Annotated in this window: 25 protein-coding genes; 9 read left to right on the top strand and 16 right to left on the bottom strand. The window is 71.4% G+C overall.

The annotated features are described in order from the left end of the window. The first annotated feature begins 52 nt into the window (after positions 1–52). Positions 53–1,345 carry a serine/threonine protein kinase gene (locus H6726_13895; protein ID MCB9658738.1) on the top strand — a complete coding sequence of 431 codons (1,293 nt, stop codon included), beginning with the start codon at positions 53–55 and terminating at the stop codon, positions 1,343–1,345. An 86-nt stretch (positions 1,346–1,431) separates the two neighbouring features. On the opposite strand, the gene H6726_13890 is transcribed toward H6726_13895, so the two are convergent. Beyond that, positions 1,432–2,001, bottom strand: coding sequence for a methylated-DNA--[protein]-cysteine S-methyltransferase (locus H6726_13890; GenBank protein MCB9658737.1), 570 nt, complete (start codon positions 1,999–2,001; stop codon positions 1,432–1,434). A 142-nt stretch (positions 2,002–2,143) separates the two neighbouring features. Between H6726_13890 and H6726_13885 the strand changes: the two genes are divergently transcribed. Then, positions 2,144–2,647 carry a hypothetical protein gene (locus H6726_13885; protein MCB9658736.1) on the top strand — a complete coding sequence of 168 codons (504 nt, stop codon included), beginning with the start codon at positions 2,144–2,146 and terminating at the stop codon, positions 2,645–2,647. A gap of 42 nt (positions 2,648–2,689) precedes the next feature. Here the strand turns inward: H6726_13885 and H6726_13880 are convergent, their stop codons facing one another. Then, on the bottom strand, positions 2,690–3,790 hold the full coding sequence (locus H6726_13880; protein MCB9658735.1) for a DUF697 domain-containing protein: 1,101 nt from the start codon (positions 3,788–3,790) through the stop codon (positions 2,690–2,692). A 91-nt stretch (positions 3,791–3,881) separates the two neighbouring features. Here H6726_13880 and H6726_13875 point away from each other — a divergent pair, with 91 nt between their 5' ends. Next, positions 3,882–4,157, top strand: coding sequence for a hypothetical protein (locus H6726_13875; protein ID MCB9658734.1), 276 nt, complete (start codon positions 3,882–3,884; stop codon positions 4,155–4,157). 3 nt (positions 4,158–4,160) lie between these two features. Continuing rightward, positions 4,161–5,348: a hypothetical protein gene (locus H6726_13870; GenBank protein MCB9658733.1), complete on the top strand. Its 1,188-nt coding sequence runs from the start codon at positions 4,161–4,163 to the stop codon at positions 5,346–5,348. Here the strand turns inward: H6726_13870 and H6726_13865 are convergent. The 7 genes from H6726_13865 to H6726_13835 all read right to left on the bottom strand — a co-directional run bounded on the left by H6726_13865 (position 5,332) and on the right by H6726_13835 (position 13,489). Further along, on the bottom strand, positions 5,332–6,456 hold the full coding sequence (locus tag H6726_13865; protein ID MCB9658732.1) for a serine/threonine protein kinase: 1,125 nt from the start codon (positions 6,454–6,456) through the stop codon (positions 5,332–5,334). The two genes, H6726_13870 and H6726_13865, sit on opposite strands and share 17 nt — an antisense overlap. Before the next feature lie 103 nt (positions 6,457–6,559). After that, complete coding sequence (locus H6726_13860) at positions 6,560–8,419, bottom strand: hypothetical protein (protein MCB9658731.1); 1,860 nt, start codon at positions 8,417–8,419, stop codon at positions 6,560–6,562. 2 nt (positions 8,420–8,421) lie between these two features. After that, positions 8,422–8,979 (bottom strand): hypothetical protein, encoded by a 558-nt coding sequence (locus H6726_13855; GenBank protein ID MCB9658730.1) that lies wholly within the window; start codon positions 8,977–8,979, stop codon positions 8,422–8,424. 58 nt (positions 8,980–9,037) lie between these two features. Beyond that, positions 9,038–10,270: a hypothetical protein gene (locus tag H6726_13850; protein ID MCB9658729.1), complete on the bottom strand. Its 1,233-nt coding sequence runs from the start codon at positions 10,268–10,270 to the stop codon at positions 9,038–9,040. After that, positions 10,267–11,922, bottom strand: a complete 1,656-nt coding sequence (locus H6726_13845; GenBank protein MCB9658728.1) for a hypothetical protein — start codon at positions 11,920–11,922, stop codon at positions 10,267–10,269. The genes H6726_13850 and H6726_13845 overlap by 4 nt, the downstream gene beginning before the upstream one ends. Before the next feature lie 95 nt (positions 11,923–12,017). Beyond that, entirely contained in the window at positions 12,018–12,587 is a 570-nt protein-coding gene (locus H6726_13840) for a hypothetical protein (protein MCB9658727.1), read from the bottom strand. A gap of 32 nt (positions 12,588–12,619) precedes the next feature. Beyond that, positions 12,620–13,489 carry a uracil-DNA glycosylase gene (locus tag H6726_13835; protein ID MCB9658726.1) on the bottom strand — a complete coding sequence of 290 codons (870 nt, stop codon included), beginning with the start codon at positions 13,487–13,489 and terminating at the stop codon, positions 12,620–12,622. A 258-nt stretch (positions 13,490–13,747) separates the two neighbouring features. Between H6726_13835 and H6726_13830 the strand changes: the two genes are divergently transcribed. Beyond that, entirely contained in the window at positions 13,748–14,479 is a 732-nt protein-coding gene (locus H6726_13830; protein MCB9658725.1) for a Stp1/IreP family PP2C-type Ser/Thr phosphatase, read from the top strand. 42 nt (positions 14,480–14,521) lie between these two features. Here H6726_13830 and H6726_13825 read toward each other — a convergent pair whose 3' ends face one another. From H6726_13825 to H6726_13815, 3 genes are read right to left on the bottom strand one after another with little or no spacing between them, the layout of a single operon-like run. After that, complete coding sequence (locus H6726_13825) at positions 14,522–15,442, bottom strand: NDP-sugar synthase (protein MCB9658724.1); 921 nt, start codon at positions 15,440–15,442, stop codon at positions 14,522–14,524. Next, the gene (locus tag H6726_13820) at positions 15,439–16,455 is read right to left on the bottom strand and encodes a nucleotidyltransferase family protein (protein MCB9658723.1); all 1,017 of its coding nucleotides are present in this window, start codon (positions 16,453–16,455) and stop codon (positions 15,439–15,441) included. Before H6726_13820 ends, H6726_13825 begins: the two co-directional genes overlap by 4 nt. 6 nt (positions 16,456–16,461) lie before the next feature. Beyond that, positions 16,462–16,713, bottom strand: coding sequence for a twin-arginine translocase TatA/TatE family subunit (locus H6726_13815; GenBank protein MCB9658722.1), 252 nt, complete (start codon positions 16,711–16,713; stop codon positions 16,462–16,464). Positions 16,714–16,906: 193 nt separating this feature from the next. Here H6726_13815 and H6726_13810 point away from each other — a divergent pair, with 193 nt between their 5' ends. Genes H6726_13810 through H6726_13800 form a run of 3 tightly spaced genes read left to right on the top strand, consistent with a single transcriptional unit; the run spans position 16,907 to position 19,835 of the window. Further along, positions 16,907–17,755, top strand: coding sequence for a hypothetical protein (locus H6726_13810; protein MCB9658721.1), 849 nt, complete (start codon positions 16,907–16,909; stop codon positions 17,753–17,755). Between the two features lie 53 nt (positions 17,756–17,808). Beyond that, positions 17,809–18,990, top strand: a complete 1,182-nt coding sequence (locus H6726_13805; GenBank protein MCB9658720.1) for a class I SAM-dependent rRNA methyltransferase — start codon at positions 17,809–17,811, stop codon at positions 18,988–18,990. Beyond that, the gene (locus H6726_13800) at positions 18,990–19,835 is read left to right on the top strand and encodes an HAD hydrolase family protein (GenBank protein MCB9658719.1); all 846 of its coding nucleotides are present in this window, start codon (positions 18,990–18,992) and stop codon (positions 19,833–19,835) included. Before H6726_13805 ends, H6726_13800 begins: the two co-directional genes overlap by 1 nt. A gap of 82 nt (positions 19,836–19,917) precedes the next feature. Here H6726_13800 and H6726_13795 read toward each other — a convergent pair whose 3' ends face one another. After that, positions 19,918–20,760, bottom strand: coding sequence for a class I SAM-dependent methyltransferase (locus tag H6726_13795; protein MCB9658718.1), 843 nt, complete (start codon positions 20,758–20,760; stop codon positions 19,918–19,920). Further along, a complete protein-coding gene (locus H6726_13790; GenBank protein ID MCB9658717.1) occupies positions 20,757–21,353 on the bottom strand; it encodes a hypothetical protein in 597 nt (198 codons plus the stop codon). The genes H6726_13795 and H6726_13790 overlap by 4 nt, the downstream gene beginning before the upstream one ends. 154 nt (positions 21,354–21,507) lie before the next feature. Here H6726_13790 and H6726_13785 point away from each other — a divergent pair, with 154 nt between their 5' ends. After that, the gene (locus H6726_13785) at positions 21,508–22,506 is read left to right on the top strand and encodes a sulfotransferase (protein MCB9658716.1); all 999 of its coding nucleotides are present in this window, start codon (positions 21,508–21,510) and stop codon (positions 22,504–22,506) included. Here H6726_13785 and H6726_13780 read toward each other — a convergent pair. Further along, positions 22,479–23,675, bottom strand: coding sequence for a hypothetical protein (locus tag H6726_13780; GenBank protein ID MCB9658715.1), 1,197 nt, complete (start codon positions 23,673–23,675; stop codon positions 22,479–22,481). The genes H6726_13785 and H6726_13780 overlap by 28 nt on opposite strands. A gap of 196 nt (positions 23,676–23,871) precedes the next feature. Then, the gene (gene prmC / locus H6726_13775; protein MCB9658714.1) at positions 23,872–24,744 is read right to left on the bottom strand and encodes a peptide chain release factor N(5)-glutamine methyltransferase; all 873 of its coding nucleotides are present in this window, start codon (positions 24,742–24,744) and stop codon (positions 23,872–23,874) included. Position 24,745: the final 1 nt, after the last annotated feature.

Genomic DNA, 24,745 nt, shown 5'->3' with positions numbered 1-24,745 from the left:
TAGCACGGTCCGCTTTCTTGCGATCTCTGGACACGTCTCCGAAAGTCAGCCCATGTCCCCGGCCTCGAACACCGCGACGCCGCTGCATGACGCCCCAGACGATCCGCTGGTTGGCGCGGTGCTGGCCGGCTCCTACGCGCTCGGCGAGGTGATGGCGCGCGGGGGGATGGGTGTCCTCTACTCGGCAGAGCACACGCGGCTGGGGACGCCCTTGGTCGTGAAGGTGCTGCGCAAGCGCTACGCGAGCCATCCGGTTGCGCGGACGCGCTTCGAGCGCGAGGCGCGCGCCACCGCGAAGCTGAGCGCAGCCCACGTGCTGCGCGTCCTCGACCTCGTCGAAACCCCGGACGGGCGCCCCGCGGTCGTGACCGAGCGCATGATCGGCGAAGACCTCCAGCAGCACCTGGGTCGACGCAAGACGCTCTCCGTCTCGCTCGCACTGGACATCACGAGGCAGGTCCTGAGGGGGCTGGAGTCGGCCCACGCCGCGGGCGTCATCCATCGGGACGTCAAGCCGTCCAACATCTTCGTCTCGCCCGGCAAGGGCAGCCCGCACGTGCGCGTGCTGGACTTCGGTGTAGCCAAGCTGACCGACGCCTCGGGCATCACCAAGGCAGGAGCCGTGGTGGGCACGCCCGCCTACATGCCCCCCGAACAGGCGGCCGGACGCCCCGTGGACGCGCGTGGCGACGTGTACTCCACCGGCGCCGTCCTGTACCGCATGCTGGGCGGTCGGCCTCCGTTCAGCGGAGATGCGGACGCGGTGCTCCGGGCAGTGCTCGCGGGACCCGCTCCCGCCCTGTCGAAGCTCGCCGGGCACGTCCCAGACGCGGTCTGCCGCATCGTCGAGCGCGCGATGTGCCGTGACCCGGAGGGGCGCTTTGCGAGCGCGACGGAGATGCTGCGTGCCATCGAGGCGTTGCCGCCCCTCCTGACGACCGAGGCGAAGGCGCTCCCGGCACACACGGGCCTTCGCCGAGCGCGGCTCCGCGCGGGACTCGCCCTGCTCTCTGCGACGACGCTGAGCTGCACGGTGGCATTCGTGACGCTGTCGCGCGAAGTCGCGCTGCGCGTCCCTCTGGCCCTCGTCTTCGGCGCGCTCGCGGGCGCGTGGGCCACCCGCGTCCGGCACGCCTATCGGGCGCACCGCGAGAGCAGCGCCGCGCTCCTCCAATGGGCGGACGAGCGTGGCCGGGCCATGCTCTACGGACTCGCCCTCTGGGGCGCGCTGTCGCTTAGCGCCGCGCTGCATCGGCAGCTCCCGCCGGCCAGCGCATGCGTCGCGCTCGCACCGCTCGCGCTGGCCGAGCTCCGCGCGTGGCTGCGCGCGCGGGCACTTGCCTGAGTTGCAACGCGGCGCGAGCCCCTGCGGCTGGCCGCCGCTCGACCGATGTGGGCAACGGAGGCGTCTCCGGGCAGTCCGCAGCCGACTCAGCCTTCGAACAGCGTGAGCTGCCCAGGGCGCACGACGTCGCCCTCGATCCGCACGCCCTCCAGCTCGAGCAGCGCGCGCTTGCGGTCGAGTCCGCCGGTGTAGCCCCCGAGCTGATGGGAGGCTGCGACGACGCGATGACACGGGACCACGACCGGGAGCGGGTTGCGACCGTTGGCGAGACCGACGGCCCGCATCGCGCGGGGGTTGCCGATGTCGCTGGCCACCCCCGCGTAGCTCCTGACGGAACCTCGCGGGATGGAGCACAACGCCTCCCACACCTGATGCTGGAAGGCCGTTCCCCGCGCGTCGCGAGGTAGCCCGTGCAGCTCCACGGCGTCCCCCCCGAAGTAAGCCTTGAGCGGCTCGGCGTACTCCCGAGGCACGGCCGCTGTGGGGACGCCGACCGTCTCCAACCACTCGAACGGCGTGAACGAGACCTCCACCAGACCAGCGTCGCTCCACGCCAACCACAACGTCCCGAAGCCCTTGGCGCCGAACCGCCCGACGGCCGCGACTGGCGCGCGACCTTCTCGTTTCAGTGGGCGAGTGCTAGGGTCCGCGCTCATGCTCTTGGCTGGACGACGGTCGCTGTTCTCGGTGTCACGGGTCTTCATGATGGCAGCCGCGGGGCTCGCGCTCGCGTGCGGGCCCAGCATGCGCATGATTCACGAGAGCGACACGTATTACGAGCGTTGTTATGCGGCCGACGTGGATCCCGAGAGCTCCATGGAGCTCCGGCAGCAGTGTTGGGCGCTGTGGCTGGAGCACTACACGCCGGGTCAACCCCCGGACCGCGTCGCGCACGCTCGTACGCGTCTGGCCGCGCTCGAGGCGGGGGTCGCCGAGCCCCCACTGCCTGGGAGCATACCCACGACCGAGCCCAGCAGCGACGACCTCGAGGCCCTGGATGGCGGCGTCGAAGAAGCTGCGCAGGTCACCGAGCGCGACGCAGAGACGACCGCTGCGGCTCCGACGGAGGCAGGCCACGGCCCCTCCCCCGCCGATGGAACCCAGACTGGCGTCCCGCGACCCGACTCGCCGGAGGTGCGCGCCGGGTATCGGTCGCCTCCGCCCGTGCGCCCGACCACGGCGTGCGATCCGGTGTGCGCCGCGGCGTGGGACCGTTGCCTGCCGCGCTGCGATGGCCGCGAACGCTCGTGCCGGGCCGCGTGCCAGGCGCAGTATCGTGCCTGCCAGGCAGGGTGCTACTAGCGCGCTCGCCCGCCACCGCGCCAGCACACCCGGGCCAATCCCCTAGGCCGTCTGCGGAAGGGCGGGCACGTTGCCTGGCACCCCCAGGAAGTAGGCCATCGCGCTCTTGCCGAGCGCCGTGGTACCGGCCCCGGCGATGCTGGCCGAGACGATGCTCCCGGCGCCAGGCACCAGCTTGACCAACTGCTGCGCCGTCCAACGCAGCCCGAGGCCAGCGCCGCCGACCAAACCGACGCTCGCCACCCACTCGCTCGCGGTACGCAGGTCCCACGGACGCCCGGAGATGTACGCCACGGCCGTCACCATCATTGCCTGGAGGGGCGCGATGAGCGCCATGTCCGACAGCGGCACCGGCGTGACCGCCACCGTGACCGCCAGCGTCCCGCTCGCCTGCACGACGCGCTGGGCGACCTGTGTACGTCCCTCACGGGCGAAGTGGAGCGCGCGTGCGGCCTCGATCATCGCCTCGTCCGGCATCGCCGCTACGACGGCCTCGCTGAGCTCGCGTGCACCGTAGGGAGGCTCGTCCACATCCGCCCGCTCGGACGAGAGCGCGAACACATCCGACGCGGCAACGCCAGCCTCGCTCAGCTGCCGGGCGAGCCGCTGACGCAGCAGGTCGATGGTCATGCGCTGCGCGTCGCCGAAGGGCTGCCCGCGCTTGGCGGCCGTGTCGGCCTGGGCCAGGGCGGCGAAGAACGGCGGCCGCTCCCGGGCGTCGAGCGTCGCGAGCGCCCGCCGCGTGGCGTCCAGCACGTCACCCAGCCCCCCCTCCACCTGCGACGGGCTGGCAAAGAACAGCACGACGTCCACCGCCCTCTCGTCGAACGCGCGACGCAGCATGCGCGGCGCTTGCGGGTCGATGGGATCGAGCTCGAGCCAGTCCACCTTCGCCCCGGCAGCGTCAACGCCTATCCACGCGCCGTGGCTCAGCGCCGCATCCAGAGGCAGCGCAGGTCGATCCAGGAGCGTGTTCAGCGCGCTGGTCTTTCCTGCACCGCGGGGGGCGATGGCCAAGATGCGCGGCACCCGCCGCAGGTAGAGGACGCGCCGCAGCGCGCCAGCATCACGCCGGAGTCCCCCGAGAAAGGGGACCCGCTCGAGCACGGTCAGGATGTCGTCTAGCGAGGAGCTGCTGGCCATGCCCAGCATGATCCTGGTGCGTGAGCGGAACGCAAGCGCACGGGCTGCACGCGTGCGAGCACGCGAAGAATGTGTGCTATCCCGGAGGCAGATGGCCAAAGGCAAGCTACAGAAGCCCCAGAGAGCCTCCGCGTCCGCCAGCAGGGCGCGCGACGGCGAGACCCCCATGGAGCAGGACGCGATCGCCGACGCTCCGAACGCCATCGAGCGTCGGAGCGACGGGAGCGTGCCCACCGAAGGCGAAGCTGCGAGCGCGAGCCCGTACGACCGCGAACCCGACGCGGGAGGCGGCGCGCTCGTCTTCCTGGGCATCATCGCGGTCCTGCTGGCCGGGGCGATCACCGTGGGACTGATGCAAGCGTCCTGAGTGATGGCGGGGTGGCTCGACGCGCTGGATGATCGCTCGGGTCCGCTCGGAGCGGCGGCGCGTGCCTTCTGCGCGGCGCACGCCATCGAGCCCACCATCCGCGGCTTGGCCGCCGCGCGTGCCTTGGGGCGTGCGCTCGACGCCTTCTGTCACCAAGTCGAAGGCGACGACCTCGATGAGGACGACCGCTTCGTCGAGCAGGCCGGCGCGTACCTCGGGCTGGTGGTGCTCGACGCGCACGGCGGCCCCGGGCACGCCCAACGAGACACCCGGCACCGCGTGCTCCTCGGCGCGCACGGTTGCTTCGACCCGTTCGCAGCGATCGACGCGGCGCTCGACGCCGACGAACCGCTGCACGCGCTGGCCGACAGCCTCGCGCTGGCGGAAGCCGAGGCGCGTGGCGACGGTCCCATCGCAGGTGTCTTGGCGGGGCTGGAGGCCGCGCTCCGCCGCGCAGGAGACGCCTCGGAGGTCAGCTCACGCTTCGAACTCACGGTCCATCTGAGCAACGGTGCGGAGGTCGACCTGCGCCGCGTCGCCGCGAACAGCGCCTGGCCTCGAGGGGCAGCACAGCGCGAGCAGCTGGACCGCGACCTGGACCGCATCGTCTCCATGCTCCCGCGGCGCCGCTCGACCGAAGCACCAAGCGCGTATGCTGCGAGCGCCCAGGATGTGCAGGATTGTCTCACGCGCGTGCTGCCGCGCCCGGTGTCGCGCGCGTTCGCGCGTGATCTCCCGGAGGGCGTGCGTCTGGCGACCCTGCCCCTGTTCGCGGATGTGGTGCTGGCGTTCATCGAACAACACGCAGGCCGCGCGAGGTTCCTGCGCGCCGACGAGCTGGACGCGCTGGGCGGTGTGGAGAGCGTTCGGACCGCGTCCCTGCAGAACCTCGAGCGGCGCTCGGCGCGCGTGCGCTTCGAGCCGCTGCAGGTCGGTCCCCGGACGTGGCTCGCGGGCAAGTCTGGTGATGGCCTCGACGCCGCGCGGCTCGTGCTCCCGAGCGCCATCACGCTCGCCAAGACCCTGCTTCCGTCCGTTGGCGTGGCCGTCATCCCGCACCGCGACACCATCGTCTTCGCCCCCATCGAGGACGCCGATGCGCTGTCGCATTACGCAGCCGACCTGCTGGCGCGGGCCCCCCACCCCATCAGCGCCGCGGCGCTGCCCTTGCCGCTCAGCGCTTTGGGGTGATGGGCCCCACGCCACTGCCGCTGAAGAGGGACGCTACCCCGAAGGCGTTGGGGTCGAGGGGCTGCGCGCCAAGGTCCACCGTCTTGCCCTGCTGAGCCGCCGCGAAGGCGTCCAGCTCGCCCGCCAACATCTGCGCGACGTCCATCTCTTCCTGGAGCGATGCCGCCGAGCGGGCTTCGGTCTTGCGCGCCTTCATGACGGCGTGGAGCCCCATCAGCAGCTGCACGTCTTTGGGGCCCACCTCTCCGTCGATGCGGCCGAGGAGCCCGGTGGCCTCATCGACGAAGTCCGCGGCGGTGGGGATGCGGTTGACCGGCTGCGACTGGAGCGTGTGCCGTACGAGCTCGTCGACCGCTTGACTCACGCGGGGGTTGATGGCCGGCAGCGGAGGCACCTCACAGGCGGCCACTTTGCGTACGGTCTCGGCGTCGTCGCGCCCGTGGAACAGCCGGCGGCCGGCCAGCATCTCCCACAGGATGACACCCAACGCGAACACGTCCACCGGCTGACCGTGCGGCTCTTGTCGCACGATCTCGGGCGCCAGATAACCGAACTTGCCCCCGATCATGCCCTCGGCGAGCGCGCTGTTGTCGGAGGCGTCGGCGAGGCCGAAGTCCGTGAGCTTCACGACGCCGTTCTTGCCGAGCAGGAGGTTGTGGGGCGACACGTCGCGATGGATGATGTTCATCGGTCGCCCCTGTGTGTCCACGGCGGTGTGCGCGTACGCGAGGCCGGCTGCGAGCTGTTGGGCGATGTAGAGCGCGGTCGGTTCCGGCATCGGGCGCCCTGCCTCGAACGCGCGGTCCAGCAGACCCTTGAGAGAGTCGCCGTCCACGAGCTCCATGATCATCAGGTAGGTGCCCCCGATGTCGCGTGCGTCGTAGACCGGCACGATGTTGGCGTGCCGCAGGGTCATGCCCAGCCGCGCCTCGTCCTTGAACATCGCTCGAAACAGCGGGTCCGTGATGTGGGGGAGCACGCGCTTGATGGCGACGGGGTACTCATCACCATTCTCGAACGTGGCGGTGCCACGCCAGACCTCCGCCATGCCCCCCACGGCGATGCGCGAGACCGGCTTGTATTGCGTCGGGGCACGACGCAATCGCACGGAAATACTCGATTTTCGCTCGGAGCTCAGCACGACGGAAACGATACGCTATGTGAGGCCATGCCGTCCGTCAATCGGCCACGCGCGAAGAGGGGTCGGCGCCTCACACACCCTCGGCGCGGAAGCGCAGCTCGACGAACGCGCTCGCCGCCGACAGTGCGCGCTCGAAGCCCCACGGTGAGCGCACCTCGCGGTGATGGCCGACCTCCGTGTGCTCGGGCAGCTTGGTGTGCCGGTCCTGCAGGCAGAGGGCGATCAGGTCCTCGCCCAGCCGCGTTCCCTCCTCCCATTCGGAGGTGTCTCGCGGACCCGGGATGGCCGGATAGTCCCCCTTCAACAGGGCGTCGAAGCGCTGCTGATACGCGGGCGCCATGAGCCAGAGCAACACCCACGCGACCACCTGACGTGGACCCGGCGAGGTGGGTAGAGCCGCCGCCCACGCGCCGAGCGCCTCTGGGTCGAGGTTCGAGGTGCCGTCCGGCTGGTGTGTCGGAAACGCGCGCGCGCGACAGCTGGATCGCGACGACAAGAGGCAGTTGTCGGGCACGTGGCGCACGGCCATGGCGTGCGCCCACGGCCGCTCACCGCGGTCCTTGCGCACCGTCACGAGCGCGAGCTCGCTCCGCTGCATGGCCTCGATCAGGCTGGTACGCGGCCGATGGCACAGCGGCGCGATGGGCACGAAGTACGCTGGGTCGAACGGGCGGTACGCGATGGGCTGCACGCAGCGCTCGGGATCGGAAGTCCAGGCGGCGCGGACGGCCGCACGTGCCTTCTCGGGCGCGTAGTGCTGGCGCTCCGCCAGCGCGGGGCCGAGGTCCGCGTCTTCGGACCCTGCGATGAACCGCTCGAGCCGATCGCGCAGGCGGTCGGGATCACGGTCCACCACGACGTCGTCGCGGTTGGTCTGGACCCCCTCCTGATGAAACGGCATGAGGACGGGCAGGTCGACGTACCCTGCGGGCCAGCTGTGACCCGCGCTCTCCGAGAGGCGGTACAAGGGTGCGCAGGGCGTGAAGAACGAGCCCTCCCCCGTCGCCCAGTCGGAGAGCGCTGCCCACTTCTGCTCGACCGAGCCGCGGACGCGCCACGTGGAGGCGCGCGCGCGCACGCGCGGCGGGGTCTCCCCCCCGTGAGTCCACGCCGTGAGCACCGCGACCCCCGGGCGCACACCGAAGACGTTGTCGTCACGGCCCGCCTCGCGCGCCACGAGCGCGCTGCCCCCCAGGTCCCATATGGACACCCCGTCGAACCAGCGACACAAGGCGGCGCGGAGGCCGCGGTGCACCGGTCCGTCGAGGAACGACCCGTTCATGACCAGCGACACCACACCACCGCGCGGGGCCATGCGCACGGCCTCGCAAGCCCAGCGCAGGAAGCGCACGTAGGTGTCGGACAGCACGCCCAGCTTGCGCTCCGACAGGCGCTCACCGTGCATGTCGCAGCGAAAGTCCTCCAGCAGAGCCTCGATGCCGGCATCCCCGCGGTTCTCGGAGCGCGCCGCCCAGGGTGGGTTCCCGAGGATGGCCACGCACCCATCGGGTGGCGGCTCCACGTGACTTCCGAGCGTGTCCTGCGCCGCGAGCGCGATGGGTACGCCGTCGAACGCGCCGCCGAGCGCCGCCGCGGCGTCACGCAACGCGTCGTCGTCCACGTCCCAGCCGCTCACACGGAACGGCCGGAAACCTGGCGCTTCGCGCGCGGCGACGTGGGCTGCCGCCGCCAGGAACGTCCCCGTGCCGCAGCTGGGGTCCACCAAGTGCACCCGCGGGTCGGCGACCCCGCCCGGCATCCCCAGGGAGGTGAGCGCCACGTGCGTGCGCTCCGCCATCGCGCGCGCGAGCTCTGGGGGGGTGTGAACGACCCCGCGCAGACGCCGTGCCTCGGCGCGCTCACGCCACGCTTCGCCGCGGCGCAGGGCGCTCTCCCAAGCGGCGCGCTCGAATGGACTCAGCTCGATCACGCTCAGTCGCAGCGCCGCGCGCAGCCCTCGTCTTCGTCGCAGTCGTACACGACCTCCTGGCCGCACACGGAGAGCGTGTAGCGGCCCGAGGCGCGGGACACCTGCCGGATGTCGTCACAACCGAACTCGGCCGAGGCCCACCGCTTGACGAACTCCCCGTGTTCTCCTTCCGGCGGGCCGTCGCCGGTGAACGACGACGCGACTGGGACGTAGTCGCACGCGCGCGTGCAGGACGCCTCGTCGCACTCGTACGTGTACCGATGGCCACAGGCCTCCAGCGCGTAGCGCGCACCACCCGTCCACTCCATCCCGCCCACCTCACGGATGTCGGCTGGCGCGCACTCGAACTCGTCCGCGGCAGCGAGCTTGGCGCGACGGAACGGTGCGCCAGGGGTGGTACCGCCGCACGCGCAGAGGGCGGTCCCCCCCGACACGGCGAGGACAGCCGCGACGAGCAACAAGGCGCTCGACCGCTGGGTGGCGCGAGCGAACGACGCGTCCGTGCTCGGAGCGTGCGCCCGTGGAGCGCGAGGGGTGGAGGCGGACGGCGACGTGAGCATCGCCGCGAAGGTGCCAGACCCGGGGGTGGAGGGCAACGCCGCTCGGACGCGGTCGGACTCAACGCAAGCGCAGGTAGCGCACGGCACCGTCGTGACGAAGAGCGACCCCGCACGGGTCGAGCGCCAGCCCCTCCGGCCGCTCGTGCAACGTGCCCACCACCCATTCGGGGGACACCTCGGCGCAAGCCCGCTCGAGCGCTGCGCTGCGTCCCTCGTCGCCTCTGCGACGCAGCGGCAGGGCGTCGCCCGACGCGTCACAGAGCTGCAGGCCGAGGTCGCGGTCTACGCGGGCGGGCGCGAACAGCGCGTGCGGCTCGGCCAGGCCGGGATACTGCTTGATGTCCCGCTGGTAGCGCGCGCGCAGCGCCGACAGGTCCCGCTCGGCGTGCTGGGCGATGCTGTCGAACGAGCCGGCGTCGAGCGCGTGCCCGACCTCGTACTGCAGGATGTGTATGCGGCGCGGGGCGGGGCCGGACTCGATCTCGGCGAGTCCCACGCGCAAGACCCGCGGACAGGGGCCGAGCGATGCCGTCCCTTTCTGCAGGCGGCACTCGACCAACAGCTCGCCCGAGCGCGAGTCCACCAACAGTCGCCGCTCCACGCTGTGCCGTTCGACTCCCGCCACCCACTCTCTCGACAACTCCACCAGGACGCAGTCCGACACGCTGGACACCCCGTCGCGGCCGGGGCCGAGCATGATCTGGATGCGCTTCAGATCCGTCGGGCTCGGCGCCCGCTGCCGCGCAGCGCTCGCGAAGCGGGACGCCTCGTCAAGCAGGCGCGTCACGGTGACGGGATCACGCTCCGCGAGACCGGCGCGCAGCCGCCCGAGGAAGCGCGCCAGACCCAAAGGGGCCGGGGCGGCACAGGCGGACAGCAGACGCTCGCGCGCCGCCTCCACCGATGGCGCCTCCAATGCCTCGTCGAGACCCACGCGCACGATCGCGGTGACGAGATCCTCGAAGGCGACCCCCGCCGTCGAGAGAGGTGCGTCCACTCGCGCGTCGCCTTGCGGCAAGAGCGACTCGCGCCGCAGTCCTGGTGGCTGTGACGCTTGGGGTCCGAGGAGTGCGCCGCTCGGATCGCCGAAACCGAGCGCCTCGAGGGCCGCCTCCACCAGCGGTCCACCCTCGTCCCCATCCTCCGAGATCGCGCGCACCTGCGCTGGGCCCGGCCCGACCGTGATGGTGACCCAGCCCCGCTGACCGTCGACCTCCACCTCGAGCAACGCCCGGCGCAGGGCTCCCCGAAGACGCTGCGAGTCGTCCCGAGGGGGCTCTCTCTCGCTCACTCGCCGAGCCTCCGGCCCAGCGCATCGCCCAGCCGATGCAGCTCGAAGCGGACCTCCGAAGGGGCGCGCCGGAGATCCAGGGACAGCGCTTCGATCACGAGGCCGCGCGCGATCTCGTGGCGCCCGTCCCGCTCCACCTCCTCGGCACGGCGCAAGAAGGCACGCGCCACTGGCCCGACCACGAGCGGGTTGCGCTCCACGCGCTGCCGTTCGGCGGTCAGCGCACGTCGGAACGCGTTGAGCGCCTGCGCGTACTCCTTGCGCCTGACGAACGCGAGCCCCATCGACACGAGCGGCTGAGCCCAACCCGGTCGCTGTTGCGACGCGGTCTCGAAGCGCGCGGTCGCGCGCCCCACGGCCCCGAACGCCAGCCACAGCGTCCCCACCAGGTTGTTCCAGTACGCGCGCATGCGCTGCCGGAAGGGCGCGCGCGACGCCAGCGGGGCCACCGCGGCATCTCGGGTCTCAGCGGGGTCCGGTACGATGGCCTCCTCCCCACGCAGCTCCATGCGCGCCACGATGGCGTCGATGGCCTCCTCCAACTCGGCCCGCTCCGCGGAGACCTTGCTCGCCCGGCGGTGCGCGTCCAGCTGCGCCAGGACGCGGCCGTCCGCGACCCGCGCCAGCGTTCGACACGCGCGCACACGCAGCGACGGATCGGGTGCGTCCAGGTAGGCGCACAGGGCATCGCCTTGCTCGCGGTCCCCCAACGACTCGAGCGCCTCGAGCACGAAGGGCACGAGGGACGGCTCCCCGCGAGTGAGCGCCTCGGCTGCTTCTTGTGCACCACGCATGTCCCCCGCCAGCGCGAGCGCGGAGGCCACGACGAGGTGAGTGGCGTCCACCGCGGTGCGGTCGAACGCGGCACGCAGTGCGGGCGCAACGCGAGGATCGTCGATGCGGCCCAGCGCCCGCGCTGCCTCTCGCACCAGCGCATCGCCTCCAGCGTGGAGCACGTTGACCAACGCGGGGACGAGGCGCGCGTCGGCTGCGTGCCGCAACGCGGCCAACACCTCTCGTCGCTCGAGGGCCCCGAGCAAGCCGTCGGTGCCCTCTGCCAGCGCACTGATGTGCGCGACCACGGCGTCTGGTAGGTCGCGAGTTCGCAGGAACACCTGAGCTCGGTCGCTGCCCGGGAGACGCCCGAGCGGCTCGTGCTCCAGCTGACCGTCCCAGAACCGCGCGATGTCGGCCACCAACTGCTCCACGAGGCGCTCCCAGGCTTCACGCTCCGCCCTCGCGGCTCGCCCGCCCCCCTGGAGGCGCGCACGCACCGCCGCCACCTCGTACGCCAGCTCGACGTCTCGGTTCTGCGCGACCCCCTCCGCCACGATGCGCAGGTGCTCGGCCGAGAGCGCGCGGTAGTCGACGAGGTCCGCGAGTCTCGCCAGCGCCGCGCGTCGCTGCGCCAGCGTCCCCCCCCGCGCGAGCGCGAGCAACGTGCCCTCGTCGGTCATGTCTGCCACGACGATGGCAGAGCCCGCAGGGGACATCACCTGACCCATGAAGGAGGAGTCGGCGGGCGAGGCGCTGATGGCGGGTGGCGTGTCGGAGCGTCGCTCGACTGGTTCGATGATGGCCGCGGCGTGACACGCCGAGAGGATCTGGACGAGCGTGTGCGCAACGTCGCGGTCGTCGGTGTCCGTCGGCATGGCAAGCTCGGTGCGTACCGTCTCTTCCGAAGCGCCCAATCCGATGCGCAGCGCGTGTGCCAAACGTGCTACACGTGGCTCCGCGGCCGGCGCGTTCACGGCTCGGCTCCGCCCGGCTCCGACTCCTGCGGGACACGCACGAACAGCTCGTCGGCCAGCTCGTCCGTGTCTTCTTCCGGTCCGAGCGCGCCCCCATCGTCGCGTTCCTGGTCCAGCGCCGGCAGGCTGGGCAGCTCGAGGCCGTCGAGCAAGTCGACCCCCGCGGTCGCATCGTGATCAGCGGACGGCCCGTCCAGGTGCGCGAAGAGTGTGTCCGCAGACGAATCACCCTCGATACCTAAGGCATCCCCCTCGCGTGTGTAGCCGTTCTCGTCGGCCTCCGGGATGAGCATGGACGCAGGATCCACGGCGTCCTCGGCTGGTCCGACATCCTGCCAGCGCAGCACGTCATCCTCGCGCTCGTCAACCGCGGTGAGGAGCTCGGCGGGATCGTCCAGCGCCATGGTCGCGTCGTCCAGCCCGACCACCTCGCCCTCGTCCGAGATGAGGCCGTGCATGAGCGCCTCCTCGTCCAGGTAGGTCTCTTGCTGTTCGGTCAGACCGACCTCGTCGTCGTCGTCGTCGTCGTGCGTATCCCAGTCCGAGCCCGGGTCGTCGTGCGACACGTCGTGCTGGGGTAGCCTCGGCCGCCGCGGGGTCATCGCGCTCCCCCAGCGCGCGGGGTCTTGCCAACCCGCGCCATCACGAGCTGCAGGTCGGCCCAAACGTCCCGCTTGAACTGGGGGCTCCTCAAGAGGAACGCGGGGTGGTAGGTGGGCATGACCGGCACCCCGGCGTACTCACTCCACACACCGCGCCACTTGCGCTGCCCCTCACGCATGCAGCCGAGTGCCTCGGTCGCGCACTTCCCCAAGGCCACGATGACCTGGGGCTGCACGGCAGCCAGCTGCCCGCGCAGATACGGGGAGCAAGCCTCGGCCTCGGCCGGCAGAGGGGTGCGGTTGTCCGGCGGACGGCACTTCACCACGTTGCAGACGTAGACCTCGTCCCGCCCGTACCCCATGGCGGCGATCATGTTGTCCAAGAGCTGTCCTGCGGCGCCGACGAAGGGCTCCCCCGACTGGTCCTCGTGGTAGCCGGGCCCTTCGCCCACGAACACGACCTCCGCACGCTCGCTCCCGCGCGCGAACACGCTCTTCGTGCGTCCAGCGTGCAACCCGCAGGCCGAGCACGCGGCAGCTTCGGCCTGTAGCATAGCGAGCGAGCGGGGCGCGCCCTGTACCGTCGTCGTCACTGGGCTGACGGCGGGAGCGTGTGGAGCGAGTGACGGATCGCGCGAAAGGTTGGACGCCTGCGCAGTTGGGTGGGCCCACGCTTCTTCGGGCGCCGCCCTCCCCGACGACGGCGCGGAGCGCGGCGGGGCAGCCGATGGAGGCGCCAGCGCGCGCGTCACTTCCGGCACGTTCACCGCGGGGAACCCGTCACCGGACAGCTCGTGCTCCCAGTGCAGCAGCCCGTCGAGGGCATCGGCGATAGCCAGCAGCTCGCGCTTCAACTCTTCCGGCATGGTCGTGGGGTACACGGCCGACGCGAGGACAGCAAGCCCCCACACGAGGCAGACTGCCGCCACGCGGCTCCGCAGCCCCGTTCCGTCCTGCGCCGCGAATTGCGCCCCCCTTGTGTTCAGTTCATTGACGGCGGCACGTGAAGGTTTGTACCTTCGCGCTACCGAGCGCTCCCGCTCGGCACACCCGCAGCAGCGCAAGGCGAGACTCAGATGGCATCCCGTGCCCGTGTGCTGGCGGTCGGTCACACCGACGTCGGCATGAAGCGAGCTCACAACGAAGACAACTTCGATGTGATCGACGAGTACAACCTCTACGTCGTCGCCGACGGGATGGGTGGTCATGCCTCGGGCGAGGTGGCGAGCCAGATGGCCATCGACACCCTGCGCGAGTTCTTCCGGGCGACGCACGCCGATCCCGAAGCGACCTGGCCGTACAAGATGGACAAGTCGCGCGGCTACGAAGAGAACCGCCTGATGACGAGCATCAAGCTCGCCAATCTGCGCATCTACGAGGCGGCTCAGCGCGACCCCAAGCTGCGCGGTATGGGCACGACCATCTGCGGCATCCTCGTCGTGGACGAGGGCGTCCTCATCGCGCACGTCGGCGACAGCCGCGTGTACCGCATCCGCGACAGCAAGCTCGAGCAGCTCACCGAGGACCACTCGCTGCTCAACGACTACATCAAGATGAAGCGGCTGAGCGAGGAAGAGATCGCCAACTTCCCGCACAAGAACGTCATCGTGCGCGCGCTCGGCATGAAGGAGCACGTGAAGGTCGACACCATGCTGGACAAGCCCCAGCCGGGCGACATCTACGTGCTGTGCAGCGACGGACTCTGCGGCCCCGCGACCGACAAGGAGATCGAGGAGGTGGTCAACACCCACTCGGACCTCAAGACGGCCACCAAGGCGCTGATCGATCGCGCGAACAGCAACGGTGGACCCGACAACATCACTGCCGTGCTGGCAAAAGTCGTCGGCGTCGGCTGAGTCGCGCACTCACGCGCGGAGGACCGACCTGTAGAGCGCGGTTCAGCGCACCGCCAGGACACCGAACGGCCCGATGATCGCGCGCTCCGCGCTGTCCGTGACGAGCGTTCCTGGCCACACGACGCACTCGCGGAGGACCACCCCCGCGCCGACACGGGCCCCCGCGCCCACGAACGAGCGCGTGAGCACCGCGCTCGGGTGGACCTGCGCCTCGGGATGTACCTGCGCCACGCCCGCGTCGACGTCCAACGCGTCCAGGTGGGCACCGAGGTACTCGGCGTGCGTTCCCACGTCCCGGAAAGGCGCGGCGCTCGGGACGGCGTACACCCGTAGCCCTTCATCCACCCAGCCCCGATAGCCACGCCGGATGACACAGCCCTCTGGTGGGAGGAGCTCGAAGACCGCGGGAGAGAGCACGTGCACCCCGGTGAACATCCACTCGTTGGCCACGTCGCGCCCGGCGGGTGTCCCCAGGAGCCGGACGACCCGCCCCGCCGCGTCGGTGTCGATGGCCCCCAGGCGCTGGGCCTCGGGGTGGGCACGCACCACCATGGTGGCAAGCGCGTCGTGCGCGTCGTGGGTGCCGATGGCGGCCAGGAGATCGGGTTGGAACACGATGTCGCCGTTCATCACGATCAGCGGTTCGCGAGGGTTCAGCTTGCCCCACGCGGCTCGGATGCCACCGCCAGTCCCCAGCAGCGACTCTTCGCGAGAGAACCGCAGCCGGACGCCATCCGGGAGGTGGTGCGGCAGCAGCTCCTCGAGGGCCGGTGCGAGGTAGTGGGTGTTGACGGCGACGGTCCGCACGCCAGCGCGGGCGAGGTGGTCGATGGCGTGGGCAGCCACGGGACGCTGCAGCAGCGGTACGCCGGGCTTGGGCAGATGGTTCGTCATCGGGCGCAGGCGTGTACCGAGACCCGCGCCCAGCACCACGGCCTGGGTGATGGGGACGAAACCGCTCATCCGGCGCCCCGAGGCGTACCGCCCCCAAGCGCGCCACCAACGCGCGCGGCTCGGCTGGCACCGATGAGCGGCGACAACAGGCGGCTGGGTCCACCATCTCGTAGCAGCCCCACACCGCGCCGGACACACGCGCGCGCGCCGCTCGGCAGGTCGTGATCCAAAGCGAACGCGAAGAACCTGTCGGCGACTCGGGGCACCCGGTCGTTGGGGGTCGGAGTGCCGAGGGCGTTCACCACGCGCCGTCCCACGGGATCGGGAGGGAGGGCGGCCAGCGCGCGCGCGGCGAACGACCCCCCGACGCCGAACTGAAGCGCATACTGGGCTGCCCGCCGCAGCCCGCCGGCGACGAGGTGTCGGGCCGCCCGGTCCGGGTCCAGCTGCGACGCGCGCGCGAGCTCCTCGAAGTCGCGCAGCAGCTTCCCGTCACGCGGGCCATGGCGCCCCTTGGCAAAGTGACCCACCAGATGCGCCAGCCCATCGTAGGGCTCGGGCACCAGGAGACTTGGGATCGCGAGGCGCTCCGCCGTCCGCCCGCGACGAAGCACGTCACGCCCGCGAAGCCTGAAGAGCCCGTCGGGGAAGAGCTCGTAATGGACGTCCAGCTGGAAGCCGTCAGCGGACGTATAGAGCCTTGCGACATCCCCCGGCGAGTGGATGGAGAGCCCATATCCGAGCGCAGACAAGAGACCGTGCATCCGTCCCAGCGCCTCCCGGGGGATCAGCAGGTCCAGGTCCGCGAAGGGCCGGTCGTCGGCGTTCTCGTACGCGTACGCCTGGAGCCACATCCCCTTCAGCACCATCAGCGGGAGCTGTGCCTCGGCGGCCGCGGCCGCCACCCGCGCGAGGTGGAACGCTGCCACCTCACGGACCGCCCACGCGCCGAGGGCGGCGTGGTGAGAACGACGACCGCCCGCGACCGACTCCACGAGGGTTCCCGCAGCGCCACGCTCCGCAGCGAGGCCCCCCGCAACGGGTAGGCGCGGATCGCCGTGCGGACGCGCGTGGCGCGCCATGCTGACTCAGCGCTCGACGACTTCGGCGTCGCGCACTTCTTCGGCGGCCGTGCGCGCGCTGGAGGCGGCCTTGACCTGCTTGTCGGCCGGCGTCGCGGCGGGCGTCACGTCGATGTCGTCGTCCGCGGCGAGGCCGCGCTTCAGGTTGCGAATCGCCTTGCCCACGCCCTCGCCCAGCTGCGGCAGACGGCTCGCGCCGAACACCAGCATGACGATGATCAAGATGACGATGAGCTCGCCCATTCCGAGGTTTGGCATATGCGTTCTTCTTTGCCTTTTGGTCGGCGCAGGGCCGACGCGGGCTCCATGGGGAGCACCTGCCTTCAAGCTACGTCAGCCGGGGGAGCGGAGCAAGCCGCGTCGGCGACCGCCATGAGATGCAGTCGTTCCCCACGCTTGACCCCTCTCCCGGCGAGACCGAGACTCAGGTCCAGGACCCGCCCCCATGTGCATGATCAGCCCCGCCGCCCGCGTGACCCGGGCGCCCCTGTCGCTGCTCGGTCGCGCGCTGGCCGCCCTCCGCGGGCGCCCTGCCGTGCGCGTCTCCGGCACTTCGATCTACGTACGCGCCGAGGGCAGCCGGCAGCTCGTGGTGTACGCGATGAGCCTGGCGTCGCGCTCCGACGCCGCCATGATCCTGCCCCTCCCTGTGCGCCCAGGGACCCCGGAAGACGAAGCCCACCGCTTCGTGGCGCTCGATGGGTGCCCCGATCTCTTCGACCAGCTCGAGCTGCTGTTCGCGCCCCCGATGCAGACGCTCTCCAAGGGGCACGGGTTGCTGCGTGCGCAGTCGGCGCGGCCCCGGATCGCGGTGACCTCCGTGGGCAGCTTCGAAGCCAGCTACGTCCCCAGCGTGAGCGACTTCGATCGCCTGGACCCGCGCTTCCGCCTGCCCCCGGACGTGTGGTCGCAGCTCCCGCGCTACCAGGACTACGGCTTCGCGGTGTTCAAGCTGAAGGCCGGAGACGCCAAGGTGCACCCGATGGCGCTGTGGTTCGAGACGCGCGACGACCAGCGCCTGTTCTTCCCCACCGTGCACGTGCATGACGGGCGCGTCCACGCCCAGGCGGACTTCGACCACAAGCTTTACTGGGAGACCGCCACGCCCACCGCGGACACGTCCACCGAGGGCGCGGCGTGGTTCGAAGACCCGGAGACCGAGGCGCTGCGCGTGCCCGACGCGATCAAGGCGCGCGCGCCTTCGGTGTTCGGGGACGGCCTGGTGCGGCGCCGGGTCATGCGCGGCCCGTTCCCCAACGAAGACCAGTGGGCGGACGCGACGTCGCCTGCCCCCGCGTGAGGCGCGTGGTACACCTCCCGCCGTGACCGGCGACGCGCGCAGCAGGTGGACTCGTGGGTGAGGTGGTGCTCGCCAAAGGGCGCGTGCGGCCCGTGTGGGCGGGGCACCCGTGGGTCTTCGCGCAAGCGGTGAAAACCCTGCGCGGCGCACCGGCTCCGGGTGACCCTGTGCGCGTGCTGGACGACAGCGGGCGCTTTCTCGGGAGCGGCTTCTGGTCGCCAGCCAGCGCGCTGGTGGTGCGCATCGCGAGCCGGACGGATGGCGAGGCCCTCGACCAGGGCTGGCTCGCCCGACGCATCGACGCCGCTGCGACCCTGCGGCGCTCGCTCGGCTTCCCCAGCACCCGCGACACGGGCTATCGCCTGATCAATGCCGAGGGAGACTCGCTGCCGGGGCTCATCGTGGACGTGTACGGCGACACCGCGACGGTGCTCTTCGGCACCATCGGCATGTGGCGGCTGGCGGAGGACGTGTACGCGCACGTGCAACGCGTGACGGGCGCCAAACGCGTGATCGCGCTCGCGGCGGACCGCAAGGCGCACGAGGAATTCACGCAAGCGCACGAGCTGGTGCGCGGCGAGGAGTCCGACGCGCTGCGCTTCGTCGAGCGGGGCCTGTCCATCGAGATCCCCAACACCATCACCCAGAAGACCGGCTACTACTTCGACCAGCGCGAGCAGCGGGCGCGCGTGGAGCAGCTAGCCCTGGGGCGCGACGTGCTGGACGCCTTTGCGTTCATCGGATCGTTCGGCCTGGCGGCGGCGCGTGGGGGTGCCCGCTCCGTGCTCAGCGTGGACAGCTCGGTGGCGGCGAGCACGGCGGGGGTGGCGGTCAGCAAGGCCCTGGGCTTCTCGGACCGGCACGAGTTCCTCACCCGCGACGCCAAGCAGGCCCTACCCGAGCTCGCGCGCGCGGGGCGCCGCTTCGGCCTCGTCGTGGTCGACCCGCCCAAGCTCGTCCCGAGCGCGCGGCACCTCGAGCGCGGGCGGGAGGCGTACCGCAAGCTCAACCAGAACGCGCTGGCCCTGGTGCAGCCGGGCGGCATCCTGGTGAGCTGCTCGTGCTCCGCGGCGATGCGCGCCGAGGACTTCCTGCGCACGTTGAGCACCGCGGCGGCCGACGTGGGGCGGAGCCTCTCGCTGCTGCACCTGGGACAGCAGGCCCCGGACCACCCCGTGCCGCCGGCGTTCTCCGAGGGCATGTACCTGAAGACCGCCTTCCTCTCGGTGTCGTGATGTCGCCCCGTACCCCTCGGGACGACGCTTTCGGCGCGGACGACCTACGCCCCCTGACCGAGCTGCCCGCGGCGGACCGGGCTGCGCTGTGCGGCCTGGCGTTCGACATCGACGACACCGTCACCGCCCATGGCAAGCTCCAGCCCGAGGCGTTCGACGCGATGTGGCGCCTGCACCGCGCGGGGGTGCGCCTGGTCGCCGTCACGGGTCGGCCCCTGGGCTGGGCGGCGGTGGTGGCGCGGCAGTGGCCCGTGGACGTGGCCGTGGGTGAGAACGGCGCGGGCTGGTTCGCGGGATCCGTGGGGCGTCCTGCAGGGTCGCCAGCGCAGGGCTTCTTCGACGGTGAGGAGGACCGCGCCGAGCAGCGCACCTTGCTGGCCAGCATCCTCGCGCAAGTGCGCGCGACCCTGCCCCACGTGCCTCTGGCGAACGACCAAGGGGGCCGTCTGTGCGACCTGGCGTTCGACGTGGGCGAGGAGGCCCAGCTGGGCGCGGAGGACCGGGCGGCCCTGGTGGCGCTGATCGAGCGCGCTGGCGCACGCGCCGTGGTGTCCAGCGTGCACGCCCACGCGGTCCCGGGCGACTGGAACAAGGCCGTGGGCGTCGTACGCGCGGTGGCGCACATCCTGGGCGAGGACATCACCACGCGACGTGAGCGGTGGGCGTTCGTCGGGGACAGCGGCAACGACGTCGAGGCCTTCGCGTACTTCCCGGTCTCCGTGGGCGTCGCCAACGTCCGTGAGCAGCTGCCGCTTGCCTGCGCACCCCGCTACGTCACCCGCGCAGCGCGCGCTGCGGGCTTCGCGGAGCTGGCCGACGTCATCCTCGCCGCCCGTCCGGGCTGACGGTGGCTGCCACGGCGCGCGTGAAGCACGGGCCTTCCACGCCGCGCCGCCCAAGGTGGTGCGGTCGCACCCCGTGTCGCATCTACCCCGCTGCGCGGCGCACGACCCACACCTGACTCTCGGCGTACGCGTTGAGCGGCTCGCCCTCGAAGTCCCCGTAGCGCGCCTCGGCCTCGAACCCGGCGTGAGCCAGCACGGCCTTCAGCTCTTGCGGGAAGTACTGCCGGTGCGTGAGCAGCTGCACCACGGTGTCGCGCGGGTCGTCCACGTTCTGGAGGTCGATGGTGATGGCGAGCACCTGCGCCACCGGGTCGTAGTCGAAGCTCTCGTGATACGCGTAGCGCTTGCCGTTGGGGTGCCGCACGGCCCGCCCCTTGTAGACGCGCTCGGGGTTGCGCGCGAGCAGCGCTGGGTCTGGCAGCAGCACGTCGAACACGAAGCGCCCGTCGGGGTTCAGGTGCTCGTCCACGCGCGCGAGCGTCGCCGCCAGCTCCTCGGGATGGTAGAGGTGCATCAGCACGTTGAACGGGGCGATGACGGTGTCGAAGCGGCGCCCGAGGCGCATGCTGCGCAGGTCAGCCTGCATCAGCGTGACTCGCTCGCGCGCCGCGCGCGGGAGCTTCGCGCTGCGCGCCTCCGCCTCGGCCAGCATGCTCGGCATGGTGTCCACGCCAGTCACGGACAGCCCCCCGCGCGCGAGCGGAAGCGTGATGCGCCCGGTGCCACAGCCCAGCTCCAGCACGCTCCCCCCGCGCTCGGCGCAGTACTCTGTGTACCAGCGCACGTCGACCTTCCGGTGCTGGTAGGTGCGGTGGTAGTAGGCCGCGTCTTCGTAGTGCGCCTCCGTGCCGTGCTGCAGGAAGGCGCGCTCGGCCTCGGCGATCAGCTCACGCTCGGTGGGCGCGGGCCCTCGGCTGCGGCTCATCGGTCCTCCGCGGCCGCCGAGAACGGGTCCTCGGCCCCCGGGAAGTCCATGGCCTCCACCTTCCACCCGCGTTGCGCGTCACGCCGCAGCTCGAAGCGCACCGCGTTGGCGTACTCCTGGTTCAGGAAGCGCCCGCGCGCGACCGCCGCCAGCACGACGTGGTCGGCGTCGGGCGCCTGCCGGTCGTGGATCTCCAGCGTCAGGCGGTGCTCGGCCATCGTGTTCCACAGCTGGGCGGCACCCTCGCGCTCCTCGGCGGTCATGGCCTGCTCGCGCCTCCGCCTGGCCTCCACCGACGCCGCGGCCCGGGCCACGCTGAGCGCCATGGCCACCTCGTAGTCGCGCTTGCGCCAGGCATCCAGGAACGTCTCGGCCACGGCCTCCGGCGTCCCGTCGCGCACGTCCACCGGAGGGCGCGTGCTGCCGGGCGTGTCTTCTTCGGGCTCCCCAGCCTCCCCGCCCAGGTGCGGGCTCAGGAACGCGAGCGCGCCGATGACCAGCATCGTGCCCGAGAGCACGAGGACGAGAGGGGTCGGGATGCGCGCGCTGCCCATGAGCGGCAGGTATCGCGAGACCCGAGCGGCGTCAATCACGCGGGGTGGACCGAGCCACCGTCGAGCCAGCCGTCCACACCGGGAGGGGCCTACGTGCCCGAGTGCGCGGCGGCCCACGTCGGCAGGTGTCGCGCCCAGCGCCCCGTACCACGCCAAAGTTGACGCCGCCGCGCGGCCGGGGCACGAGGAGCCTGTGCAAGACCAGCTCATCTTCCTGCTCTCTGCTCCCCGCTCCGGGTCCACGCTGCTGCAGCGCATGATCGGCGGGCACTCGCAGATCTACACGCACCCCGAGCCGCACCTCATCTCGCCGCTCGCGCACCTGGGCTTCTACGACAACATCGACAAGGCCCCCTTCGACCACATCAACGCGGCCGAAGCGCTCAAGTCCTTCGTGGCGGAGCTGCCGCGCGGCGAAGACGACTACCTGGACGCCCTGCGCGCCTACACGGACATCATGTACGGCCGCATGCTGGCGCCCACGGGTCAGTCCCGCTTCCTCGACAAGACCCCCGCCAACTCGCTGGTGTGGCCCTTCCTCACCAAGCTCTACCCACGCGCCAAGTACCTCGTGCTCACGCGCCATCCGCTGGCGGTCTTCTCGAGCTTCGCCAACAGCTTCTTCGACGGCGACTGGCAGGCCGCGTACGAGTTCAACCCCATCGTAGAGCGCTACGTCGGCGCGCTCGGGCACATGCTGCGGGAGCGCCCCGTGCCACTCTTCCACGCGCGCTACGAAGACCTCGTGAAGCAGCCGGCGCTCTCCCTCGAGCGCATGTTCGCCTATTGCGGCCTCCCGCACGAGGAAGGCGCCGAGGAGTATGGCAAGGGGCCCGAAATGAAGAAGGGCATGGGTGACCCCATCGGGGTCGGTCAGCACGACCGGGCCGTCACCAGCTCCATCGGCAAGTGGACACAGGAGCTGCGCGGGGACGCGAAGAAGCTCGAACTGGCGCGCCGCATGCTAGACCGCTGCGACCCGGCCGACCTGGCCGAGTGGGGCTTCGACGAGGCCTCGCTGTGGGCCCCGTACGAGCAGGAGACGGGCACGCAGGCCCCCAAGCGCACGCTCAACAGCTACACGTTCCAGCGGCGCGTCATGCTGGCGCTCAAGAAGGACATCGACACCCGCCCGCACGGGAAGCTGGTGCGCCGCGTGAAGTACTACTGCGACGTGCTGCTGCGCGAGTGATCGCGCATGGCGCGCGCGAAGGGGTACATGCCCCGTAGTCGACGCGCGGCGCTCTCCAGCATCTGGTAGCGGCTGGCCGTGTGCCAGAACAGGAAGCCGTCGCCGCCGCCGCGCTCGGCGCCCCGGATCTGGGCCGCGAAGAAGCGTGGGTTGAACTCGTCGGCCCCGGTGGAGAAGGCCTGCAGATAAGGGCGGATGACGACCCCGTCGCCCACCCGGCGGCGCAACGCGGACACGCCGTTCTGCACCAGGTACTGCGTGCGGTTGCGCTGCCCCACCTGCCAGTCGCGCATGGCGTTGACGTACAGCATGGGGCTGATGACCTCCACGTGCTCCGCCCAACGCTCGAGGTCCTGGCCCAGCCCGCTGGGGTCGCCCTCGCGGTAGGCCGTCAACCCGAAGACGTCTACGCCGATGGGGATGTCGAGGCCCGCGTCGAGCGTGCGCAAGAGGCTCACCAGCGCGTCCACGCGCGTGCCCTCCCCCTCCGCCGGGAAGGTGGCCCACTCGGTCGCGCCGTCCACTGGGAAGCGCACGTAGTCGAGCTGCAGCTCGTCGAAGCCCAGCGCCTGCACCTCGAGCGCGAGCGCCAGCAAGAGCTGATGGTTGCGGGGGTTGTGAGGGTCGAGCCACGCGCCGCCCGTGCCCCCGGACACCCACGGCCTTTGCGAGTGCTGGTGGCGCACGGCCAGCTCCGGCATGCGGCGGGCGAGCCGATCGTCCGCGAAGCACGCCACGCGCGCGATGGTGTAGATGCCCGCGTGCTTCAGCTCGGCGAGCTTCTCGCGCAGCTGGCGGATGCGCAGCCGGCGGTTCACGGCCTGCCGGTACTCCGGCACGCGGGTGTCCACGGAGAGGTTGCCCGAGCTGTCCTTCACGTCGATGACGACCGCGTCGAACTGCATCCGCTCGAGCCGGGACACCAGGCTTCGCACGCTGGTCCTGCGCATGGTCCGCGCGTTCAGGTAGATGCCCCGCGCCGCGCGGCCCTGGGCGCTGAGCTCGCCGCGGGGACGATGCGCGACCGCGCTGTCCCCGGTGGTGTCGGTCGCAGAGGCAGCCTGAGCAGCGTCAGCCCCCTGCGCGGCGCTGCTGCGGTCTTCGCCGCCGGACGCACGCGCAGCTGCCGCCCACGCGCACAGCAACGCGCACAGCAACGCGCACAGCACGGGCAGGCGCGCGACACGAGTCTTGGCTCGTGCAGCGTGCTCCGATGCCCGGGGCCGACCGAGACGGCCCGGCGACACCGACGAAGAGCCTTCGGATGTGCGCGACGGAAGGGTCATGACGAGGCCCGACGTACGGGACTCTAGGATGGTGGGCCCCGCTGGCCGCGTGAATCAACTTTGCTGCCAGTGGCAGCCGTCACGCTGCGGCGCGACGCCCCTCGATGACGCGTGGAATCCGCCCGAGGTCGCGGTGCGTGACCACCCCGACGAAGCCCGCCTCGCGCAGCAGCGCCATCCCGTCCTCTGCCTGACCCACGCCGATCTCGATCAGCAGCGCGCCTTCTGGCTGCAGACGCTCGCGTGCCCCCTGCGCCAGCCGGCGGACGAGATCGAGTCCATCGCGCCCTCCGTCCAGGGCCAGGCGCGGCTCGAACCGGAGCACGTCGGGCATCAGCGCGTCCACGTCGGCCGACGGGATGTACGGCGGGTTCGAGACGATGAGCCGGAAGCCCCCGTCCGGCACGGGCACCGACGCGAACAGGTCGGAGCGCACGAGGTTCACCCTCTCGGTCACAGCCAGCTGCTCCGCGTTGTCCCGGGTCACCTCGAGGGCGCTCGGGGAGATGTCGGCGAGCGTGACCTGCAGCGCGGGGCGCTCGGCAGCGAGGGTCAGACCGAGGCAGCCGCTGCCCGCGCCCACGTCCAGCACGTGGGTGGCTGCGTCGGCAGGCAGCAGCGCGAGCGCCCGCTCGATCAGCGTCTCCGAGTCGGGCCGGGGGATGAGCACGTCGGGGCGGACGCGGAACATCCGCCCGTAGAACGCGCGCTCCCCCAGGATGTACGCCACCGGCTCGCGTCGGCGGCGACGCTCTACGAGCTCACGCACCAGCTTGCGCTCTTCCGCGTCCAGCGGCCGCTCGAAGTCCAGGTACAGCCGCACGCGGTCGACGCCTAGCGCGTGCGCGACCAGCAGCTCGGCGTCCAGCCGCGGGCTGTCGAGGCCCCGCTTGCGGAAGTCCTCGGTGCACCACGTCAGCAGCTGCTGGATGGTCCAGGTGTCCGCGGACAAG

Source organism: Sandaracinaceae bacterium (assembly GCA_020633055.1).
GTDB lineage: Bacteria > Myxococcota_A > Polyangia > Polyangiales > Houyiibacteriaceae > JADJJE01.
Note: the sequence above shows the minus strand (reverse complement) of the source record. Positions and strands in the feature narration are given on the sequence as shown.

Excerpts from the sequence above, each read along its gene's own strand:
- H6726_13895 (MCB9658738.1), top strand. The coding sequence starts at position 53 with ATGTCCCCGGCCTCGAACACCGCGACGCCGCTGCATGACGCCCCAGAC.
- H6726_13890 (MCB9658737.1), bottom strand. The coding sequence starts at position 2,001 with ATGAGCGCGGACCCTAGCACTCGCCCACTGAAACGAGAAGGTCGCGCG.
- H6726_13880 (MCB9658735.1), bottom strand. The coding sequence starts at position 3,790 with ATGGCCAGCAGCTCCTCGCTAGACGACATCCTGACCGTGCTCGAGCGG.
- H6726_13875 (MCB9658734.1), top strand. The coding sequence starts at position 3,882 with ATGGCCAAAGGCAAGCTACAGAAGCCCCAGAGAGCCTCCGCGTCCGCC.
- H6726_13870 (MCB9658733.1), top strand. The coding sequence starts at position 4,161 with ATGGCGGGGTGGCTCGACGCGCTGGATGATCGCTCGGGTCCGCTCGGA.
- H6726_13855 (MCB9658730.1), bottom strand. The coding sequence starts at position 8,979 with ATGCTCACGTCGCCGTCCGCCTCCACCCCTCGCGCTCCACGGGCGCAC.
- H6726_13845 (MCB9658728.1), bottom strand. The coding sequence starts at position 11,922 with ATGCCGACGGACACCGACGACCGCGACGTTGCGCACACGCTCGTCCAG.
- H6726_13835 (MCB9658726.1), bottom strand. The coding sequence starts at position 13,489 with ATGCCGGAAGAGTTGAAGCGCGAGCTGCTGGCTATCGCCGATGCCCTC.
- H6726_13830 (MCB9658725.1), top strand. The coding sequence starts at position 13,748 with ATGAAGCGAGCTCACAACGAAGACAACTTCGATGTGATCGACGAGTAC.
- H6726_13825 (MCB9658724.1), bottom strand. The coding sequence starts at position 15,442 with ATGAGCGGTTTCGTCCCCATCACCCAGGCCGTGGTGCTGGGCGCGGGT.
- H6726_13820 (MCB9658723.1), bottom strand. The coding sequence starts at position 16,455 with ATGGCGCGCCACGCGCGTCCGCACGGCGATCCGCGCCTACCCGTTGCG.
- H6726_13815 (MCB9658722.1), bottom strand. The coding sequence starts at position 16,713 with ATGCCAAACCTCGGAATGGGCGAGCTCATCGTCATCTTGATCATCGTC.
- H6726_13810 (MCB9658721.1), top strand. The coding sequence starts at position 16,907 with ATGATCAGCCCCGCCGCCCGCGTGACCCGGGCGCCCCTGTCGCTGCTC.
- H6726_13800 (MCB9658719.1), top strand. The coding sequence starts at position 18,990 with ATGTCGCCCCGTACCCCTCGGGACGACGCTTTCGGCGCGGACGACCTA.
- H6726_13795 (MCB9658718.1), bottom strand. The coding sequence starts at position 20,760 with ATGAGCCGCAGCCGAGGGCCCGCGCCCACCGAGCGTGAGCTGATCGCC.